The organism is Undibacterium sp. GrIS 1.8, from assembly GCF_040544445.1.
Classification (GTDB): Bacteria; Pseudomonadota; Gammaproteobacteria; order Burkholderiales; family Burkholderiaceae_D; genus Undibacterium.
Map to the genome: position 1 here is coordinate 48,773 of NZ_JBEONQ010000003.1, position 20,644 is coordinate 69,416.

Sequence of the window (20,644 nt, forward strand, 5' to 3'; positions counted from 1 at the left end):
TTTTGCGTAAGTTCCAAAAAAACATAATCAAATTATGGAGACATAGCAATGACAAAGCCTGAGCTGGGATCAACATCCAAAGCAATAACTGCAGCAGCACCCAAAAACAAGTCGCGTCGTCGTTTTGTCTTGGGCGGCTTGGGCGTCACTGGTGCGCTTGTGGTTGGTTGGGGTGTGATGCCGACACGGCAACGTCAAAACGGTAGCAGCGCTTTGCCTGTGATGAATGACGAAGTAAGCTTGAATGGTTGGATCAAGATTGCTAAAGATGGTACGGTTACGGTTGCCTTGCATAAGAGTGAGATGGGGCAGGGTATTCATACCGCTTTGCAGATGTTAATTGCGGAAGAATTAGATATCGGCATGCCTAGCATCAAAACGATGTACGCTCCCATCGATAAAATTTATGGAAACGTTGTCGTCATGGCCGATGGTTTGCCATTTCATCCCGATGACACCGGCGTATTAAAGCGGACAGCGGTATGGATGACAGGTAAGTTTGCGCGCGAGTTGGGTTTGCAATTAACAGGCGGATCATCGAGTGTCAAAGATTCTTGGGGTCCATTGCGTGAAGCAGGTGCCACCGCACGCGCGATGCTTGTAGCTGCAGCAGCAAAAGAATGGGCCGTGCCACCAGAGCAATGTCACACCTCTGATGGCAAAGTAATCCATTCATCAGGCAAAAGCCTCACTTATGGCGATTTAGCGCAGAAGGCATCTCAAACTGAGCCTGGCGAAATACGCTTAAAAAATCCACAAGACTTTAAGGTAATTGGAACGCCACAAGCGCGTACCGATTCAGCGTCCAAGGTCAATGGTAGTGCGGTATTCGGTCTTGATGTAAGACCGCCGGGTTTGCTTTATGCCGCGCTAAAGATGAGTCCGACCATTGGCGGCAGTATTAAAAACTTCAATGCCGATGCGGTGAAATCTATGCCTGGAGTGATGCATGTTGTGGACTTCTCCAGTCCTGGTCAAGAGCATATTGTCGCTGGCATTGCTGTGGTGGCTAAAAATTACTGGTCGGCAAAAAAAGCCTTGCTGGCATTGCCGGTAGAGTGGCTTCCCGGTGCACATGCAGGTTTGTCTAGTGCTGGCATATTTAAAGAACTTAGTAATCAACTGGATACCGAATCTGGTTTTACTTATTATAAAGTTGGTGATCCCGCGTCTGGGTTTGCTGCTGCGACAGCCAAAGATCAGTTGATTAAGGCAGAGTATCGTGCACCGTTTTTAGCGCATGCCACGATGGAGCCGATGAATTGCACCGCCCAGTTTAAGGATGGAAAATTAACAATCTGGGCATCGACTCAGGTTCCAAGTATTGCCGTTGGCGTTGCAGCTAAGATCGCCAATATCTCTTCCGATAATGTGCATCTGCATATGACCTATTTGGGTGGCGGTTTTGGACGCCGGCTAGAAGTTGATATGGTGATCCAAGCCGTAAAAATCGCCTTAGAAACGAAAGGTGCGCCAGTTCAATTGATCTGGAGCCGCGAGGAAGATACTACCCACGATATGTATCGTCCGGCCGCAATTGCACGCTTTGCAGCGGTCGTTGATGGAAGTGGAAAAATTGCCGCCTATGACAATAAATCTGCTTCTGGTTCTGTCACACATCAAGTGATGCAACGCACATTTGGCTTGCCTGCAGGTGGTCCTGATAAAACAACGGCAGAAGGTGAGTTCGATATGCCGTATGAATTTCCGCACCAAAAGATCGCTCATGTGATTGTGCCGACGCCAGTACCATTAGGCTATTGGCGCTCGGTAGGACATTCTCACAATGCGTTCTTTAAAGAGAGTTTTATCGATGAGTTGGCGCACGCTGCCAATAAAACTCCAATAGATTTCCGACGTGAATTGTTGACGCAGCATCCCAGACATTTAGCCGTACTGGAGGCGGCAGTGAGTAAGGCTGGTGCTGCTCCAGAGGGACGGGCGCATGGCGTGGCATTGCATCAATCATTTGGTTCTATCGTTGCACAAGTCGCCGAAGTGTCGATTGAGAACAATCAGCTTCGCGTACACAAAGTCACTTGCGCCGTGGATTGCGGGATCGCTGTTAACCCAAATATCATTACGCAGCAGATGGAGTCGGCAATTATTTTTGGTTTGTCCGCAGCTTTGTACGGAGATATCACGATTAAAAACGGACAGGTGGAGCAAACCAATTTCCACGATTACCCCGTTTTACGGATGAATGAAACTCCAGACATCCACGTAATTATTATCAAAAGTGCCAATCCGCCAGAAGGTATTGGCGAGCCAGGAACACCACCGATTGCCCCGGCAGTCGCTAATGCCTTATTTGTACTGACAGGCAAGCGCCTTCGTAGCTTGCCTCTGCGTTTGGATGTAGCTTAAATATTTTCAGACTTGTTGTTGGCACGATCTAATTCAAGCTAATCAATCCGTATAGAAAAAACTGCTGGCGTAAATGAAGAACTATTTCTCTTCATTTATGCCAGTTTTCTGTTGAGTATTTCATATACTCCCCTTTAATTTTTATAAAAATAGCTGATTGTCCAAGTTTTATATGGAGGATTAAATATACTAGTCAGGAGTATTAATTATTACTTGCCATTAACGATGTGTACATATTCCGCTCTGATTGCAAATCTGGATCTCTGGTTGGAAAAAACAGTCTCCCTTATCTTGCTATTTCGCAAGATTCCCTTCTTTTTTCTACGCAATTACGGCCAGATTGTTGTCTCAACTGAACCAAAATCTGAAAAAACGGATTAAAAAATCTAAGTAGCCTGGATTTTTTAAAATTAGTTCATTTACTTTTATAAAAACTTAATTTACATAAAGTGAGGTAAATACATTTTTTTATTTTAATAAGCTGATCATTTTTTTGAATAAATGACTGTCTTGTCTTTGTTACCAAAATTTTCTCTTGTAAAGATTTATTTACAAATTTTCTCGTATCGCGAAAAAACAACGAGCATATTTGCAACTGTTTTGATGTCTGATTAACTGTTCCTTAGCTATTTGGGCAGTAGCCGGTTGAATCCTTTTCATAAGCGTAGTCGGATCTTCAACGCCATTTCAGTGTTTTTGCTGGGATACAGATCAAACGCCTTCACTCTGGTCCACTTGTTTTTTTAGTTTGACTTATTGCAACGAATTACTTCGACGACTTACTTCAACGCTTACCGCGTTGGCTAATACTCATAGGGGACAAAATCCCTACGGCAATTTGAAAATGGAGAGAAGATGAAACAAGCTTTGAAATTGAACCAAGTTTTACGTCCTACCTTATTGGCAGTTTTGGTGGCTAGTGCATACAGTGCAACAGCAGCAGAACGAGTTGATCTGGAAAATTTTGTTGCTCCAGCGGCGGCTGTATCGCCTAAGTCCTTATCGACAGGCGGCTCGAAAACTAGTGATTTACTTGGCCTAACGGCTGGTGAATTGCAAGCAGTGCGCAGCAAGACTTATGCTAATGGCAAAGTTGTTACGCGCTATCAACAATTTCACCAAGGTATCCCTGTCTGGGGTGAAGGTGTTGTTGAGCAAGTCGCTCCTGGCGCAGCTCAGCCAACTTTGTCTGGCGCAATGTTGCGCAACCTGACTAATGATTTGCCGACCGCAAAGCCGCTTTACTCAGCGACTCAGGCACTGACTTTGGCGAAAACACAAGCACGTGTAAATTCCACTGAAAACGATCAATCTAAATTGCATGTCAAATTGGGCGCAAATAATGTTGCTCAATTGATTTATGTGATTTCTTTCCTCGACACATCCAATCCAAATAAACCAAGCCGCCCACATTTCATCATTGATGCAAATACAGGAGCAGTGCTGGAAAAATGGGAAGGCTTGACTCACGCCCTAAGCGGCACCGGACCTGGCGGCAATGCTAAAACCGGTCAATATGAATACGGCACGACTGCAGGTTATGGTTACCTTGACGTATTGGTCAGCGGATCTACTTGTAAGCTGAGTAGCACCAACGTTGACACTTACAACATGAATAGCGCTACTACTGGTTCAGGTACTTTGCAAACATTTACTTGCCCACGTAATACTGTCAAAGCGATTAACGGTGCTTATTCTCCAATGAATGATGCTCATTACTTTGGTAATCAAGTCTTCAATATGTATCAAGCTTATTTAGGCTTGCGTCCAATTAGCCAAAAACTGGTGATGAAAGTGCATTACGGTTCTGCCTATGAAAATGCATTCTGGGATGGTAGTGCGATGAATTTTGGTGATGGTGCATCGACTTTCTATCCATTGACAGCATTAGACGTAACTGGTCACGAAATCAGTCATGGCTTTACAGAGCAAAACTCCAATCTGACCTACTCTGGTATGTCCGGTGGTATGAATGAGGCATTCTCTGACATGGCTGGTGAGGCAGTTAAGTATTATGTTAAAGGGACGAATGACTTTAAGGTTGGCGTCGATATCTTTAAAGCAAGCGGTGCATTACGTTATATGTACAATCCGCCACTGGATGGTGGTTCCATTGATAATGCAGCTAACTACACAAGCAGCCTTGATGTGCATTACAGCAGTGGCGTTTACAACAAAGCGTTCTACTTGTTAGCAACAACTTCTGGTTGGAATACACGTAAAGCATTTGAAGTGATGGCTGATGCAAATCACCTGTATTGGGCTGCGGGCAGCACATTTAACCAAGGTGCTTGTGGTGTAGAAAAAGCAGCGGGTAATCGCGGTTACACAGTTGCTGATGTTACTGCGGCATTCAAAACCGTCGGTGTAAGTTGCGCAACAACAACTCCTACTGCGACAGTATTAACTAAGGGCGTTGCCGTCACCGGAATTTCTTTAGCTAAGAGTGCGACTAAGTTGTATTCCATCGTTGTTCCAGCAGGTGCTAAAAACCTGAGCGTCAAGTTGTCTGGCGGTTCTGGTGATGGAGATATTTACGTGAAGGCAAGCGCAGCACCAACTACTAGCACTTATGATAGTAAATCTGATGGCTCTACTAACGCAGAGACAGTAACGATAGCGGCACCTAAGACAGCGACTTACTATGTATTAGTCAGTGCATATGCTGCTGTAAGTGGCGCGTCATTGGTCGCTACTTATCAATAAGGTTAACCATACTTAATTCTGTATAGGTTAAGTATTGAATGTTCCTAGTTCCCGCTCCAATTGGAGCGGGAATTTTTTTTAGTCCAAATAATTAATTACTGAATCTGCCATGAGTATCTAGACGTATTCATTTGATATGCTTAATTTTTTAGAGTGTTTTGACTAGACCGCAACTTAAGTTGCTTATCTTAGTAATATTTATTCGCCGACTCTAAATAGTTATTCTTTTGAAATATATTTGACGTAATATGCAATACTTTTCAGATACAGTAAATTCGCGTAAATAAATGTGACAAATCTAGGTGCATTGATTTTCGTGACGCATAATGTATTTTTGAAATTAGTCTTGGCAGTAATCAGTAGCACTGATTGCTCTCAAAATTTTGATCGATTTAATTTATTGCCAATGCCCTAAAGCATTAGCAAGTAGAAATGAGTTATTTTTATCTAATATGAGCTATTCATCTTCGTCCCAACAAGTTCAAATTCGTCAAACTAGTCAAGTTCGTAAAGTCATTGTGCGAGGCTTTACCCTGATTGAAATCATGGTTGTTGTCGTTATCATGGGGATTTTGGCAGCCTTAGTCGTGCCTAAATTAATGGGGCGCACAGACGATGCTCGTATTGCTGCTGCCAAGCAAGATATTTCAACCTTGATGCAAGCGCTCAAGTTATATCGCCTTGACAATCAACGTTACCCAACCACTGAGCAGGGCTTGCAGGCCTTAATCGTAAAACCAACTTCAGGCCCTGCTGCCAATGGTTGGAAAACTGGTGGCTACATCGATAAACTCCCGAAAGATCCTTGGGGTAATCCTTACCAATATTTATCTCCTGGAATTAAAGGGGAGGTTGATATTTTTTCCTTGGGCGCAGATGGTCAGCCTAATGGTACTGGCAACGATGCAGATATCGGTTCGTGGGATCTGTAAGTTTCTCCGTGTCGCGCTCTTCTCGCTATAACTCAGGTTTTAGTTTACTGGAGTTGCTGGTGGTGCTGGTAATCGCCGGCATTATGCTGGGTGCCGTGTCATTCAATGCGATGCAAAGTAGCCGTCAGCGTTTGCAAACAGATGCGCAACGTATTGCTTTGCTGTTGCAATTAGCCCGGGAAGAAGCAATTGTCCGAAACCATCCTATTGCATTCGAGGCAGATCAAAATCGGTACCATTTTTTAGTACGTAACGATCTGACATGGGAGCCAATCCTTGATGTTGACATGTTGCGCGAACGCGAATTCTCTATGAGCCCAGTTCAACTGGCTATTGATCCAGTATCACTTGCCAACACTACCGACCTGCGGATTGTATTTGGTCGTGAACCAGTTGATAAGCCATTTGTCCTGAGTATGATTGTCGGGGAAGACAAGATAGTCATACGTGCAGATGGCATTGGCCATTTTGTGGTGGAGTAGGTATGAAGTTGAGTACGTATTGCGCGACGCCATATCAATTGAAAAAAACTTCAGGCTTTACTTTGCTTGAGGTTCTAGTTGCGCTAGTGATAGTCGGGACCGCATTAGGGGCGAGCTTGCGTGCGATAGGAAGCCTGACTCAAAATAGTAATGATTTACGGGCTGCAATGATGGCTAGTTGGTCAGCAGAAAACCGATTGGCGCAAATCAGGCTTGGTTCCGAATGGCCTGCCGTTGGGGAGCGTTCTTTCCCTTGTCCTCAGGGTGAGTTGAATCTGGTTTGTGAGGAGCATGTATTGGCAACGCCAAATCCTTTGTTTAGACGAGTGGAAGTTTATGTATTTGATGCCAATCATCCAGAACGAAGGATTGTTAAATTAACGCAGGTGGTGCCCAATGCCATCTAATAAAAATCGCTTCAACATTTCGACTGATCTTTCGACTGATCTTTCAATGAATTGCTCAACTAATAACAGACCAAAACAAGTAAAAAAAATAGTTGGTTTTACTTTGGTTGAGTTGCTCGTCGCAATTACTATTTTGGCGATTGTTGCTGTTCTCGGCTGGCGTGGTCTGGATAGTATTGTCAGGGCGCGTATCACTTTGACCAATGAACTTGAGCAGTCTCGTGGAACGCAGATTAGTTTTGCTCAGTTAGAAAACGACAGCGCGCATCTTGCCGGGACAGATTTGCTTGCGACCCGTGAGAGTCTTCGAGCATCACCGCAAGGCTTGTACATGATACGTACAGTGTTTGATGATAACCAACCGTTGCGCTTGCAAATAGTCGCCTATCGCCTGAAAGATGGGATCTTGAGTCGTCGAGAGTCTGTCGCTACCCGTGACTTAAAAATGCTGGATGCCGATTGGCAAAATGCCCTTAACGAGACTGACAATATGTCTATCGTTGTATTGCAAACAGATGTCGCATCCATCTCTATGCGTACCTGGAATAAGGATGAGAATACTTGGAGGGTAGCAGGCACTGATATTGATACATCACAAAATGCCACAACAGGTTCTGCAAGTAAGCCCATCCCTCTGAAAAGTGGGCTTGAGGTATCGCTCCAGCTATTGGGGCGCGAGAACGTGATCTTAAAAGTATTCTTGCTGGGGGCGGCGTGAAAAAACTGCCACATTATCAAGCTGGTGTCGCCGTTGTGACGGCGCTATTGCTGACAACGCTAGCCATCACCATTGTTGCTAGTTTATTTTGGCAGCAGCAAGTTCAGGTTCGCTCAATTGAAAATCAACGACTGCAACTGCAAAAAAAATGGGTCTTGCGTGGTGCTTTAGATTGGGCTCGTCTGATTTTGCGTGAGGATGGTCGTGGAAGTAACGTTGATCATCTTAAAGAAGCCTGGGCGACGCCTTTGGCAGAAACTCGTCTTGATGAATATGTTGAAAATGGTCGTGCGGATACCGAGGCCTCTGACGCTACTTTATCCGGTCAAATTACGGATGCTCAGTCTCGTTTTAATATAAATAATCTCTCTACGGATGGGGTCATTAACCCTAAAGAGGTAATTGCATTTGAGCGTTTACTTACCAATATCAAGCTAGACCCCTCTCTGGCCGCTGCAACAGCTACTGCTGTAGCTAATTCCCAAACAAAAAAAACAACTGCTCCTAGTGGTCCCTCAATAGTAACCAGCGCTGCTAGCGCATCTAGTGTTGCTGATACTTCAACGGCTACTGTAACGAATACAACAGATGCATCAAAAAGTGCGAGCAATACTGGACAAGCGTCAACTGATGCAATTCCTGAAGTACAATTCTTGCGCTTTACTCAGATCGACGATGTGTTGTCGGTCCCAGGATTTACTTCAGATATGTTGTTAAAACTGAGGGATTTTGTGACGGTGCTTCCGCATGCCACGCCCATCAACGTGAATACGGCATCGGCAGAAGTACTATCGGCAAGAATTGCAGCGCTCTCCTTATCCGATGCAGCCGCAATTATTGCAAGTCGTGACCGGGCAGAGTTTTTTGGCCTAACTGACTTTAAGCAGCGCTTCCCGGATAAATTAACAGATGTCTCTGCTAACGACCTATCCTTCGCAACAAACTACTTTATTGTTGCCGGTAAGATAAAATTAGGACGATCAACACTGAATTTTAGTGCTTTGATCGAGCGAATCAAGATAGATACAAAAATTATCTGGATAAGAGAGCTTTGATAGTCGTGATGCAGGTAAATTTTGTATCGCACTAAAATAGAAAATTGAATATGGCAAGTACACTGTACATACTATCACCGTCAAAAATCATTGGCCAAAATGGTAGCGATTGGACGACTCAAGCTCGTCCATTTGCATTGGTTTCTAATAATGGCACAATAGAGCAACAAGGCCATCAAACGCTAGTTCAATTAAAAACTATGATTAGCATGGCGCGCCAAGTCGTATTGTTGTTGGCCGCTAGCGACGTCAGTGTGTTGCAAGCTAAAGTGCCGCCGATGTCAGCCGCAAAACTGCGCCAGTCTTTACCAAATTTATTAGAAGATCAGTTGGCAACCGATGCTGCAGATGTAATTCTGCAATCGACCATGGTCGTTAACGGCATGTGCTCAGTTGCCGTGGTTGATAAAAACTGGATGGAGTCGCTTGCAAAAAGTATGCTGTTATTTGGCGCAAAAAAAATCTCTGCATATCCCGTACAAATGGCGATGGAGCACAACAGTGATAGTGCCACCGTTATGTACGAACAGGAGGGCAATATGCTGGAGTTTGCTGCTTGCTCCCTTGACGGTAATTTTTTGGGTTTAGGTTTGAGTGTTGACGAGATAGCTCAGCGCTCTGATGTGAATGAGAAATTGGACGTTGAGCTAAACACGGTTTTACAGACTTTGAAGTTGTTTCTGTCAGAAGATAGTGTTGTTGTTTATCTTGAGCCTAAAAAAATAGAGGCTTATCAACAAGCCATACAAAAAGATATAGAGCTTGCCCAGAGAATTACCTTGCAGCCAATTCAATGGAAAAACCGGATTGCTGGTCTCACTCCGGCCAGCCCAGATCTGATGGCCGGCGTAGCTTTGGCAAATCCGTCGGCGATTGATTTGTTTGCATGGCGTTGGCCAATAGGTTTAGCTGCTGCGGTTCTAATCATCAATTTGATTGGCATAAATTTTGAGTGGTTTTCACTCAAGCGCGAGGCTCAGCAACTGAGTTCGTCACTAGTGCAATCTTATCGTGCTGCTTATCCTAAAGAAACCGTCATCATTGATCCGCTAGCGCAAATGCAGCAAAAAATCAGTTTATCTAAAAAACTAGCTGGACAATCGGTGCCAGACGATTTTGTTGTTCTCGCTGCCCAGTTCTCTCAAATATGGGACAGAATCAGTGGTGCTTCCCCAGGAGCTAGCGTGCTCAGTATGGAATACCGCGAACATAGTTTGTTCGTAAAAACACGTTCGTTTAATCAGCAGGACCAGCTTAAAGCTGCGTTACAAGAGCAATCTTTGACTTTAGTATCCTTTAAAGATGGTTTGTTACAGGTCAAGACTGGTCTTAGTCTTGATGCTAAAAACAATACTGCCGCAAGCTCAGGGGGCTTGAAATGAAAAACTCGATGCTGGTAGAAAGCTTATCTTTGTTTTGGCAGCAGCGTGTGCCGCGGGAGCGCTGGATGTTGTCGTTAGCCTTGCTTACGATAGTTTGTGCTTTAATTTATGTGATTGGTATTAATCCCGCTTTATCAGGTAAGCAGAGTTTACAAAAAGCCATACCGCAATTAAGACAGCAAGTCGCAGAAATGGATTTAATGAGTAAGCAAAGCGCGCAACTCGGCAACGCTATGTCTGAAAATATAGATACTGTGTCGCGTGAATCGATTGAGACATCTTTGGCTCGCCGTAGCATTAAAGCACAAAATTTATCTGTGAATGACGATGTTGTCAGATTTCAGATTTCTACCGTTGCCTATGCCAATTTGATGGAATGGTTACTCGAAGCGCAAAAATCAACGAGATTAACGGTCGAAGAAGCGAAGCTAGCAGCGTTGCCAGAGAGTGGTCAGGTCAGTGTAACGATCACCTTAAAGCAGCAAAAGAATAATCTCTGACATGTTTAAGATTAGTCGATTGCTTTGGGTTTTTGCAGCTATTCTCAGCATGGTATTTACAGTGTTAATTTTTTTGCCGGCAAGTTGGTTAGCTCTGTTGGTTGAGAAGCAAACGATGGGACGTATTAGTTTAGGGGATGCCCAAGGTAGTTTTTGGCGCGGCTCTGCATTTATTGGAGGGGCTCCGAATGGAAATGCTCCGCTAACTCCCTTGCTTCCAGGACGTTTTACCTGGCGTATTTCACCCTCAATAATATTGGGGCAGCTTGATATAAATTTGGATAATCCGATATCTTTATCTCAAGCTATAAAATTAGAAGGTAATCTGGGTCAATGGAGCGTTAGTGGCTCAAGTTTGATTGTGCCGCCGGAGCGGTTGGAGGGGCTGGGAGCCCCGTTAAATACGATAGGTCCCTCCGGTCAATTGCGTTTGTCTTGGAATAGTTTGCAGTTCATAAGACAGGGCGTGAAATTGGATATTATTGGCGCCATGCGTTTAGAAATGAATGAAATGGCGTCGCGTTTATCACCCATAAAACCATTAGGTAGTTATTTGCTGACTATGGATTGGAAAGGCTCTACAGCGAACATTACATTGACCAGTATCAAGGGTCCAATGTTGCTAAGTGGAGCGGGGAATTTGTATGATGGACATATGCAATTTTCTGGGCGGGCAATGGCAGAGACAGGGCAAGAAGACAGGTTGGCAAATTTATTGAATTTGCTTGGACAGCGCCGTAGGGACGGCAATAAAGATGTGATAGCGTTAGAGTTCAAATGAGAAAAAATCTATTGAAAGTAATATCTGCCATGAGCGTATCAGTACAGAATGTGTTGCATCCCCAACAGAGTCGGCAAACTAATTTGAAGCGATTGCCGATAGCCGCATTCATAACGGCCGCCTGTTTTACGCTAAGTTTGTGTCCCGCGTATGCGCAAGATCCATCGCAAAATACTGCGGCGCTTAATTTTGTCGGGGCCGATATTGAATCTGTGATCAAGGCAATTGGTCACTATACTGGTGTGACATTTATTATCGATCCACGAGTAAAGGGACAAATTAACTTAGTCTCCGAAAAGCCTTTAAGTAAGGATCAGGCGTTCAAACTACTGACTTCTAGTTTGCGCTTGCAGGGATATTCGGTAGTCACCGGGGACGGTTATACAAAAGTGGTTCCTGAGTCAGATGCCAAGTTGCAAGCGGGACCAATACAAGCTGAATCGCTAAAAGGTGATCAGATTGCTACTCAGATTTACCGCTTAAATTATGAGTCGGCAAATAATATCGTTACTGTTCTGCGTCCATTGATTTCGCCTAATAACACGATCAATGCCAACCCTGGGAACAATTCCGTAGTTATTACAGATTACGCTGATAATTTAAAGCGTCTTACAAAAATAATTGGCGCATTAGATGTGCCCGCGTCAAATGATGTCGACGTCATTCCAGTTAAAAATGCAATTGCTAGTGATATCGCAACGATGGTCACTCGTTTAACTGAAAGTGGTGGCGCATCTGCTGAAGGTGGAAAAGCTGTTCTGTTGGCAGATTCGCGTACTAACTCCATCATGATTAAAGCGCCTTCAGCAGCGCGAGCCAATTTAATCAAATCCTTAATCGCTAAATTGGATCAGCCGACTACTTTGCCAGGTAACGTGCATGTGGTTTATCTGAAGAACGCAGAGGCAGTGAAGTTAGCTCAAACCTTGCGTTCGATTATTACTCAAGACAGCTCATTGCCGTCCAGTGGAAATTCTTCTCTATCTTCAAGTAGTAACGGCGCGAGTTCTTTGGGTAGCAGCACTAACTCTAATGCTAGCCTTGGCGGGTCATCGACGAGTGGCTTATCCTCTGGATCGTCCACTGCTAGCTCTTCTCAAAGTAGCTTGTCGAGTGGTGGTGCAGGTGGTTTTATTCAGGCAGATGCAGCAACTAATACTTTGATTATTACTGCAAGTGAGACCGTTTATCGAAATTTGAGAACGATTATTGACCAGTTAGATGCACGCCGTGCCCAAGTATATGTTGAGGCTTTAATCGTTGAAATTAAAGCGAGTAAAGAGAACGATTTTGGTATTCAATGGTTGGGATTATCTGGTAATAGCAATAGCGATTATCGCGTTGGCGGCGGTACGTCATTTCAAACTACCACGAGCAATAACATTGGTGCGCTAATCGCAGGCAATGGATCGGCACTGCCTGGCGCTGGTTTGACCTTGGGATTGTTTAAACAGGTAAATGGCCAGCTTGGCTTAGGTGCGCTGGCGCATGCTCTTGAATCCAATGGCAATGGGAATGTCCTCTCAATTCCAACTTTGATTACTCTTGATAATGAAGAAGCGAAAATTATCGTTGGTCAAAACGTTCCCTTCATTACTGGTCAATATGCGACATCTGCTTCTGCTGGCGGTAGTGCTGGCGTAAATCCATTCACTACGGTGGAGCGTAAAGATGTGGGTTTGTCTTTAAAAGTCAAACCACAAATATCTGATGGTGGCTCAATCAGAATGTCGATTTATCAGGAAGTATCAAGCGTAGACAACACGACGACGAATAGTGCAGGTCTAATCACAAACAAGAGCGTGATCGAATCTAATGTGTTGGTCGATGATGGACAAATTATCGCACTTGGTGGTTTGATGAAAGACTCGATCGAAGATTCTAGCGAGGGCGTACCTCTGCTAAGTAATATTCCTGTATTAGGTAATTTATTCAAATATCAAACTAAGACCCGCGGTAAAACAAGTCTGATGATTTTTATACGGCCAGTCGTGATTCGTAATGCAGAACAAAGCGGCAATGTATCCCTGGATCGCTACGACTATATGCGTACGCAGATTGCCCCGGTAAAAGGAACTGATATGAATAGTCTGTTGCCGGAAATTGAAAAAGGTAAGTTATTTAAAACACCTGTTGTAAATCCGGGTGATAAATCTGCGACGGAAAGCAAAGAGAGTAAATAACAGCATGCTAGAGAACCGATTATTGTCGTATGCGTATGCCCGTGACTTTTCAGTACTTGCTTGTCGTGATTTGAACGATTCAGCGGCATGTGTAGAACTAGCTGTATCCACCGAAACTAAACCTGCCGCTATTGCTGAGGTAGGGCGCCGTTTTGGCCGCGTTAAATTAAACGTGATGCCGCATGCAGACTTGCTGGAAATGATCGCCAGAACCTATGCAGGATCTGGCGGTGATGCTGCTGACGTAGTTGGTGAAGTAGAGTCTGATCTAGATTTGGCGAAGCTGATGCTGGATATGCCAGCGATTGAGGATTTGCTGGAGTCTGCCGATGATGCACCAGTCATTCGAATGATTAACGCTCTGCTGACACAAGCATTGCGGGACGGTGCATCAGATATTCATATTGAGCCGTTTGAGCAAATTTCGATAGTGCGTTTTCGTATTGATGGTTCATTGCGCGATGTAGTGCGTCCGAAAAAAGCGATTCATGCCTCATTAGTATCGCGAATTAAAATCATGGCGCAGCTAGATATTGCCGAAAAGCGATTACCACAAGATGGACGTATTACTTTGCGTATTGGTGGTAAACCGGTTGATGTCCGCGTCTCCACCTTACCAACAGGGCATGGCGAACGCGCAGTATTGCGTCTGCTTGATAAAGAGGCGGGTCGGTTAGATCTGAGTACCTTAGGGATGAGCCCCGATGTGCTGCCACAGTTTGATAAATTGATCGCGCAGCCACACGGTATCGTGCTGGTCACCGGGCCTACTGGCTCAGGTAAAACGACTACGCTGTATGCGGCATTGTCACGTTTAAATGCGGGTAAGACCAATATCCTGACAGTAGAAGATCCGATTGAATACGAACTTGCTGGCGTGGGACAAACTCAGGTTAATGCGCGTATTGATATGACGTTTGCCAAGGCACTTCGCGCTATCTTGCGACAAGATCCCGACGTCATCATGATCGGCGAGATTCGCGATTTAGAGACAGCGCAAATCGCGGTGCAAGCGTCGTTGACTGGGCATTTGGTGTTAGCGACTTTGCATACGAATGACTCTGCGGCAGCAGTCACTCGCTTGCTTGATATGGGCATAGAACCGTTCTTGCTGTCATCGTCTTTACTCGGTGTTATCGCACAGCGATTAGTGCGTAAGCTCTGCACCCATTGCAAACGTTTTGATGGTCAGGACTGGCATTCAGTCGGCTGTGAGCATTGTGGTCATACCGGGTATCAAGGACGAGTAGGAGTTTATGAATTGTTGCTGACGACAGAAGAAATTCGTTCGCAAATTCATCATCAGGCTTCCGAGGCAGAAGTCCGCATAGTAGCGCAGCGAGATGGTATGAAAACGATGCGTGAAGATGGCGATCGTTGGTTGACGGCAGGCGTTACCACCCGGGAAGAATTATTGCGAGTAACGAAAGAGTAAACCATCGTGCCAGCATTCAGATATGAAGCCATTGATCCAGATGGACTAAGCAAAAAAGGTGTGGTCAACGCAGATAGTGCGCGCGCAGCGCGTGCCGATTTGCGTAGCCAGAATTTTTTACCCATCACTGTTGAACTGATTGCCAATCAACTCGATGCAGAAGGTAAGAAGCGACGTAGTATTTTTGGCGAGCATTTATCTACAGTAGAACTGGCGCTATTTACCAGACAGCTAGCGAGCTTGTTAGAAGCAGGTTTGCCCTTAGAGCAATCGTTGTCAGCCTTGTTAGAGCAATCAGAACGCAGTTATATCCGTGATTTGATTGCATCTATTCGCTCAGAGGTGATGGCTGGCGCGTCTCTGTCTGATGGTCTGAAACAGCATCCAAATGACTTTGCCGATATCTATTGCGCGCTGGTTGCTTCCGGCGAGCAAATCGGTCATTTGTCGCGTGTATTATCGCGCTTGGCAGATTATATTGAGCGCCGCAATGCCTTGGTGCAAAAAGTCAAATTAGCCTTTACTTACCCGGCCATTGTCACGGTCGTTGCGTTTGCGATTGTGATATTTTTGTTGACCTATGTGGTGCCGCAGATCGTCTCTGTTTTTGCCAATACAAAACAAAAATTACCTCTCTTGACCGTGATGATGTTGGCGATATCTGATTTTGTGCGTAGCTATGGATTGTTCGTCGGAATCGTGATTGCAGTTGCCTTCTGGAGCTGGCGCATGGCGCTTAAGAATCCAGATGTCAAAATGCGCTGGCATACCTGGTTGTTAACGGCACCTTTATATGGCAAGTTTGAACGTAGTTTAAATACCTCACGCTTTGCTAGCACTCTGGCGATTACTACTGGCTCTGGCGTACCTATTTTGCGCGCTTTGCAAACCAGTCGGGAGACCTTGTCTAATGTCGCAATGCGCCAGCAAGTGGAAGATGCGACCGCCAGTGTACGTGAAGGTGTGGGCTTAGCGCGCGCGCTGTCAGCACATAAGCACTTTCCCCCAATGTTGATTCATATGATACGTGCAGGAGAAGTCACCGGAGAGCTGCCCGCGATGCTGGAGCGTGCATCTAACGCGCAGGAGCAAGATTTAGAACGCCGTGCATTGACGATGGCTGGTCTACTGGAACCAGCATTAATTCTGGCAATGGGTGTAGTTGTGCTACTGATTGTACTTGCCGTGTTGATGCCGATTATTGAAATTAATCAACTGGTTCGCTGACAACTTAATCACCGATATTGCAAACACTACCAAGCTATTGATCCTGACTAATCAGGCCAATTTATTGGGTAGATTAATCAAGGCGATTAACTTAGATGATTAACTAAGTTGAGTTATCTGCCATAAGCAAGGAATGAAATGAAGCGTGCCCCATTAATAGTCAGTTTTTTGATGTTTATTACCTTATGTATGTCCCTCAGTTTTTGGGGTATCCATTTATTTAAACCGCAAGCACGTGCTGTAGCCGTACCGATGCAGTCTGCTGCATTTGAGCCAGGTGCTGGCCAGTGGGGTAGTGTATTTGGTCAAAGTCAGGTAGCACAAGCGGCTAGTAATTATCAATTAAAAGGCGTGATACTCGCTGTTCGACAAATAGAAAGTGTCGCCATCATCAGCGCCAATGGCAGGCCAGCTCAAGCTGTTGGCATTGATCAAGAGTTATCTCCAGGGGTCACGCTGAAGGCCGTTTATGATCAATATATTTTGATTTCTGAAAACGGTATTTCCAAGCGAGTTGAGCTGCCACCATCAGCAACCATTACCAGCGCACCGATGAGTCCAAATGGTGCTGCTACCATAGCTCCGCCAAATCCAATTGCGTTCCCATCAAATAGTCGTCAGGTTTTTAGTGGAAATAATCCTGGTATTTCTATTAGTGGTGGCGTACCTGTTTTAACGCCGCAACCAGCCTCTACACCAACGCCTCCAGATAATCAGCAATAACTGAAGATTAGTCTCAATACGGCCCAATCAGGCCGGTAAGTCTTTTAAGTCTACTAAGCCTATTAGTGAATACACTTCCTCAATTTTTACAAGATGCCTTGGCTCAGGCTCATCCATCCTGGCATCCAGCTTTGTACCAAGGCTTGGCCGCAGTAAAAGCGGCAGATCCAGAGTATTTGAGTAATCTGTCAGGCTCCCATTTTTTACCTACTGCGGGACGTTTATTTGCTGCATTTGCCATACCTATTGATGCGGTACGCTATGTGCTGGTAGGTGAGGGGCCTTATCCTCGGGAAGATAGCGCGACCGGATTTTGTTTTATGGATGGTGCCGTCACAGATTTATGGTCGCAAGAGACTGGCGGCGGCTTATCCAAAAAAGTGAATCGTGCAACATCGCTGCGTAATTTCATTAAAATGTTATTGGTTACTGGCAGCTATTTGATGCAAGAAAACACTTCTATTTCTGCGGTTGCTGAGGTCGCAAGCAAAGCTAAAGCGACTGATTCTGTCTTCATTCAATCTCTGCCAGAGTTGCAAGATAATTTGCTCGCACAAGGATTTTTGTTATTGAATGCGTCATTGGTGTTTCGATCCGATGTTGCACCTGCCAAAGATGCAAAAGCCTGGCTGCCGTTTCTTCAATCCATTTTTTTGGCATTGAACGAACAACAAAATCAAACCACAGTAAAGCCCACCGTTCTGGTCTTATGGGGCAAAATTGCTGAGCAATTACAGCAGATGTCAGTGGTATCTTTATTTCAACAACAGATTGCTGAGCATCCGTATAACTTGTCATTTATTGGGAATAAAAATATGCAAGATTTTTTTGCCCCGATGAACTTGTTGCATAAACGTCTTGCATAAATACCTCTACTCATTCTGATCGTTAGCTATATTTGCCATTACGATAAATAACCGTAACAAAAATACCTTGGATACTGATTCAAATCTTCATTTGTGGAATAAACTAAGACTTGAAAATTTGTTGCTTTATGTTGCATAAAATTGCTTCGGTCTAAGCTACCGAAGATAAGGTCATCGCCAGTCGAGATAATCAGTGTAACTAAGATCAAACATGCTGAAAAAAATAGAAACTAATCAACTGCGAGTCGGGATGTATGTGCAGGAGTTATGCAGTTCCTGGATGGACACCCCATTTTGGCAAAAATCTTTTTTGCTAGAAGATCAAAATGTATTAAATAAGGTACTGAGCACAAAGATCAAAGAAGCTTGGATTGACACGATAAAAGGACTTGATGTTTTTCATCCCGCGGAAGATAGCGATGAAGAGCCTGAAGAAATTGTTGTAGAACCAACAGTCACTAAACCAGTTGAGCCGGTTGAAGCTGTCCAGATGCCGTCGTTTAAAGAGATACGAAGTGTCTCAATGGATGAAGAGCTAGGACGCGCAGCAAAAATTGTTAGCAAATCGAAGCAAGCTGTTTTTTCGATGTTCCATGAGGCACGCATGGGCAATGCTGTTGATGTCGAGAATGCCTTGCCATTAGTCGAGGAAATTGCCTCCTCAGTCATGCGTAATTCTGGTGCTTTAATTGGCTTGGTTCGCCTCAAAACAAAAGACGATTACACCTACATGCATTCCATCGCGGTATGTGCTTTGATGATCGCTTTATCCAAACAATTAGGGCTGAATGATGCCCAGATACGTGACGCTGGCTTAGCTGGTTTGTTGCATGATATTGGCAAAATGATGGTGCCTGCAGATATCCTGAATAAGCCAGGCAAATTGACCGACGACGAGTTTATCTCTGTTAAAGAACATCCAGAGGCTGGCTACAACATGTTATTGGAAGTAAAAGGCATTAGTGATGTTGCCTTAGACGTTTGCCTGCATCATCACGAAAAAATGGATGGTAGCGGTTATCCAGACCGCCTGGTTGGTGAGCAAATTAGCTTGTTTGCACGCATGGGCGCTGTTTGTGATGTGTATGACGCAATTACCTCTGATCGTCCATATAAACAGGGCTGGTGTCCGGCAGAGTCTTTGCGGAAAATGGCGGAGTGGAGCAAGGGTCATTTTGACGAAAAAGTATTCCAGGCTTTCGTAAAAAGTATTGGCATCTTCCCAGTCGGAACATTAATTCGGCTGGAGTCCGGACGGCTTGGCGTGGTGGTCGAGCAGCAAGTCGGTAAGTCTTTATTGTTACCTAAAGTGCGCGTTTTTTTCTCCATCAAATCTCTAGGTTATATTGTGCCGGAGTTGATTGATTTAGCCCGACCTGGTTCACAAGATAAAATTGTAGGCCGCGAGGATGCTAGTAAGTGGGGTTTAAAAGACATAAGCCGTTATTGGCTTGGTGATGCGACGGCCCCCACTGCTTGATTGGCATTTGAAGAGACGGTCCTTAATGGTTGTTGCCAAATAAAAAAAGCACTCATTTTGAGTGCTTTTTTATTTGGATTGCTATTCAGGGTAAATATAATACTTATGGTGAGTATATTTTAGTCGTCCAGAGATTAACTGGGCAATAAGGCATATTTTGTAAAAATATTGGGGAGTATATTGATTTTTGGCGTATTGAACTTGCGCTAGATTAAGCGGGGAATCTTATCCGTCTCTTTTATGATGGATGAGTTTTGCGCAAGTTCTGCGTCGATATCTCTAATTAAGACTTACGCAAAATTGTCCCAGTAAAGCGCAGCGACGAAGAAATTACTTCAGCGCTGCAAGAAGCTGGGCGGCTTTGCGTAAGTCTTATGCATGCAAAAAACTGAAAATTACTTCTCTGGCTGTATAACAACTTTGCCGGTAACTTTGCGAGCGGCTATATCGTTCAACGCAATCGCCGTATCTTTTAATGCATAGCGCCCAGAAATTCGTGGTTTGATTTTGCCTTCAGCTAACCAGCCAATTAATTCGCGCATTGCTGCCAGATTTGCTTTAGGTTCGCGTTTGGCAAATTCTCCCCAAAACACACCGACTAAAGAAGCGCCTTTGAGCAGCGTTAAGTTCAATGGCAATTTCGGGATTTCACCATTTGCAAATCCCACGACCAAGTAACGTCCGCGCCAAGCAATGGAGCGGAATGCAGGTTCTGCATAGTTGCCACCAACCGGATCGTAAATAACATCTGGCCCTTTACCATCTGTTGCCGCTTTGATTGCCTCACGCAGGTCTTGCGTACTGTAATTGATCGTCAGATCGGCGCCATGTTCTTTGCAAATAGCAAGCTTCTCATCGGACGAGGCCGCGGCGATTACGCGTGCCCCTAATGCTTTGCCGATTTCAATCGCTGCCAGGCCAACGCCACCGGCAGCGCCTAGCACCAACATCGTTTCTCCGGCTTTTAACTGAGCACGATCGACTACTGCGTGATGCGATGTGCCGTAGGTGAGAGTAATCGCTGCTGCAGTATCGAAATCCATCCCCGGTGGCATAGGCATCACCGATTGCGCAGGTGCTACGACCTGCTGTGCGAATGCACCGTGACCGATGAACGCAATTACTTTATCGCCGACTTTGACAATGCTGACGCCATCACCGATAGCTCTTACCACGCCAGACAATTCGCTGCCTGGGGTGAATGGCAGTTCTGGTTTAAATTGATATTTATTTTGGATGATCAGCACATCAGGGAAGTTAACCCCGGCGGCTTTTACATCAATCACCACTTGTCCAGCACCTGCAACAAGATCTGGCAACTCTTCTACGACCAAGGTATCGGGTAAACCCCAAGCTTTGCAAAGTACGGCTTTCATGTATTTGTCTCCTCTTTAAAATAG

The 20,644-nt window shown here is 44.8% G+C and carries 17 protein-coding genes; 16 read left to right on the forward strand and 1 reads right to left on the reverse strand.

Features of this window, described 5'->3' with window-relative positions; all coding sequences use genetic code 11:
* The first annotated feature begins 48 nt into the window (after positions 1-48).
* From AAKU64_RS02070 to AAKU64_RS02145, 16 genes are all read left to right on the forward strand, one after another.
* Entirely contained in the window at positions 49-2,367 is a 2,319-nt protein-coding gene (locus tag AAKU64_RS02070) for a xanthine dehydrogenase family protein molybdopterin-binding subunit (RefSeq protein ID WP_354361262.1), read from the forward strand.
* 855 nt (positions 2,368-3,222) lie between these two features.
* Positions 3,223-5,073 carry a M4 family metallopeptidase gene (locus tag AAKU64_RS02075; RefSeq protein WP_354361264.1) on the forward strand — a complete coding sequence of 617 codons (1,851 nt, stop codon included), beginning with the start codon at positions 3,223-3,225 and terminating at the stop codon, positions 5,071-5,073.
* A gap of 452 nt (positions 5,074-5,525) precedes the next feature.
* Positions 5,526-6,005 carry a type II secretion system major pseudopilin GspG gene (gspG, locus tag AAKU64_RS02080; protein ID WP_354330616.1) on the forward strand — a complete coding sequence of 160 codons (480 nt, stop codon included), beginning with the start codon at positions 5,526-5,528 and terminating at the stop codon, positions 6,003-6,005.
* Positions 6,006-6,013: 8 nt separating this feature from the next.
* Entirely contained in the window at positions 6,014-6,487 is a 474-nt protein-coding gene (locus AAKU64_RS02085; protein WP_354330614.1) for a GspH/FimT family pseudopilin, read from the forward strand.
* Positions 6,488-6,489: 2 nt separating this feature from the next.
* Positions 6,490-6,894 carry a type II secretion system minor pseudopilin GspI gene (gene gspI, locus AAKU64_RS02090; protein WP_322119106.1) on the forward strand — a complete coding sequence of 135 codons (405 nt, stop codon included), beginning with the start codon at positions 6,490-6,492 and terminating at the stop codon, positions 6,892-6,894.
* A 46-nt stretch (positions 6,895-6,940) separates the two neighbouring features.
* Positions 6,941-7,612, forward strand: a complete 672-nt coding sequence (locus AAKU64_RS02095; protein WP_354330612.1) for a PulJ/GspJ family protein — start codon at positions 6,941-6,943, stop codon at positions 7,610-7,612.
* A complete protein-coding gene (gene gspK, locus AAKU64_RS02100) occupies positions 7,609-8,667 on the forward strand; it encodes a type II secretion system minor pseudopilin GspK (protein ID WP_354361266.1) in 1,059 nt (352 codons plus the stop codon). Before AAKU64_RS02095 ends, gspK begins: the two co-directional genes overlap by 4 nt.
* Positions 8,668-8,717: 50 nt before the next feature.
* The gene (gene gspL, locus AAKU64_RS02105) at positions 8,718-10,049 is read left to right on the forward strand and encodes a type II secretion system protein GspL (RefSeq protein WP_354330608.1); all 1,332 of its coding nucleotides are present in this window, start codon (positions 8,718-8,720) and stop codon (positions 10,047-10,049) included.
* On the forward strand, positions 10,046-10,549 hold the full coding sequence (locus AAKU64_RS02110) for a type II secretion system protein M (RefSeq protein ID WP_354330606.1): 504 nt from the start codon (positions 10,046-10,048) through the stop codon (positions 10,547-10,549). Before gspL ends, AAKU64_RS02110 begins: the two co-directional genes overlap by 4 nt.
* A gap of 1 nt (position 10,550) precedes the next feature.
* On the forward strand, positions 10,551-11,330 hold the full coding sequence (locus tag AAKU64_RS02115) for a type II secretion system protein N (RefSeq protein WP_354361268.1): 780 nt from the start codon (positions 10,551-10,553) through the stop codon (positions 11,328-11,330).
* Positions 11,331-11,359: 29 nt separating this feature from the next.
* Positions 11,360-13,513 (forward strand): type II secretion system secretin GspD, encoded by a 2,154-nt coding sequence (gene gspD, locus AAKU64_RS02120; protein ID WP_322119100.1) that lies wholly within the window; start codon positions 11,360-11,362, stop codon positions 13,511-13,513.
* Between the two features lie 4 nt (positions 13,514-13,517).
* A complete protein-coding gene (gene gspE / locus AAKU64_RS02125) occupies positions 13,518-14,948 on the forward strand; it encodes a type II secretion system ATPase GspE (protein WP_354361271.1) in 1,431 nt (476 codons plus the stop codon).
* A 6-nt stretch (positions 14,949-14,954) separates the two neighbouring features.
* Entirely contained in the window at positions 14,955-16,175 is a 1,221-nt protein-coding gene (gene gspF, locus AAKU64_RS02130; protein ID WP_354361273.1) for a type II secretion system inner membrane protein GspF, read from the forward strand.
* 138 nt (positions 16,176-16,313) lie between these two features.
* Positions 16,314-16,898 carry a type II secretion system protein N gene (locus AAKU64_RS02135; RefSeq protein WP_354361275.1) on the forward strand — a complete coding sequence of 195 codons (585 nt, stop codon included), beginning with the start codon at positions 16,314-16,316 and terminating at the stop codon, positions 16,896-16,898.
* A 65-nt stretch (positions 16,899-16,963) separates the two neighbouring features.
* Positions 16,964-17,764 carry a uracil-DNA glycosylase family protein gene (locus AAKU64_RS02140; RefSeq protein WP_354361277.1) on the forward strand — a complete coding sequence of 267 codons (801 nt, stop codon included), beginning with the start codon at positions 16,964-16,966 and terminating at the stop codon, positions 17,762-17,764.
* A gap of 211 nt (positions 17,765-17,975) precedes the next feature.
* Positions 17,976-19,244 (forward strand): cyclic di-GMP phosphodiesterase, encoded by a 1,269-nt coding sequence (locus AAKU64_RS02145; RefSeq protein ID WP_354361279.1) that lies wholly within the window; start codon positions 17,976-17,978, stop codon positions 19,242-19,244.
* Between the two features lie 395 nt (positions 19,245-19,639).
* On the opposite strand, the gene AAKU64_RS02150 is transcribed toward AAKU64_RS02145, so the two are convergent.
* A complete protein-coding gene (locus tag AAKU64_RS02150) occupies positions 19,640-20,620 on the reverse strand; it encodes an NADPH:quinone oxidoreductase family protein (RefSeq protein ID WP_354361281.1) in 981 nt (326 codons plus the stop codon).
* Positions 20,621-20,644 lie beyond the last annotated feature (24 nt).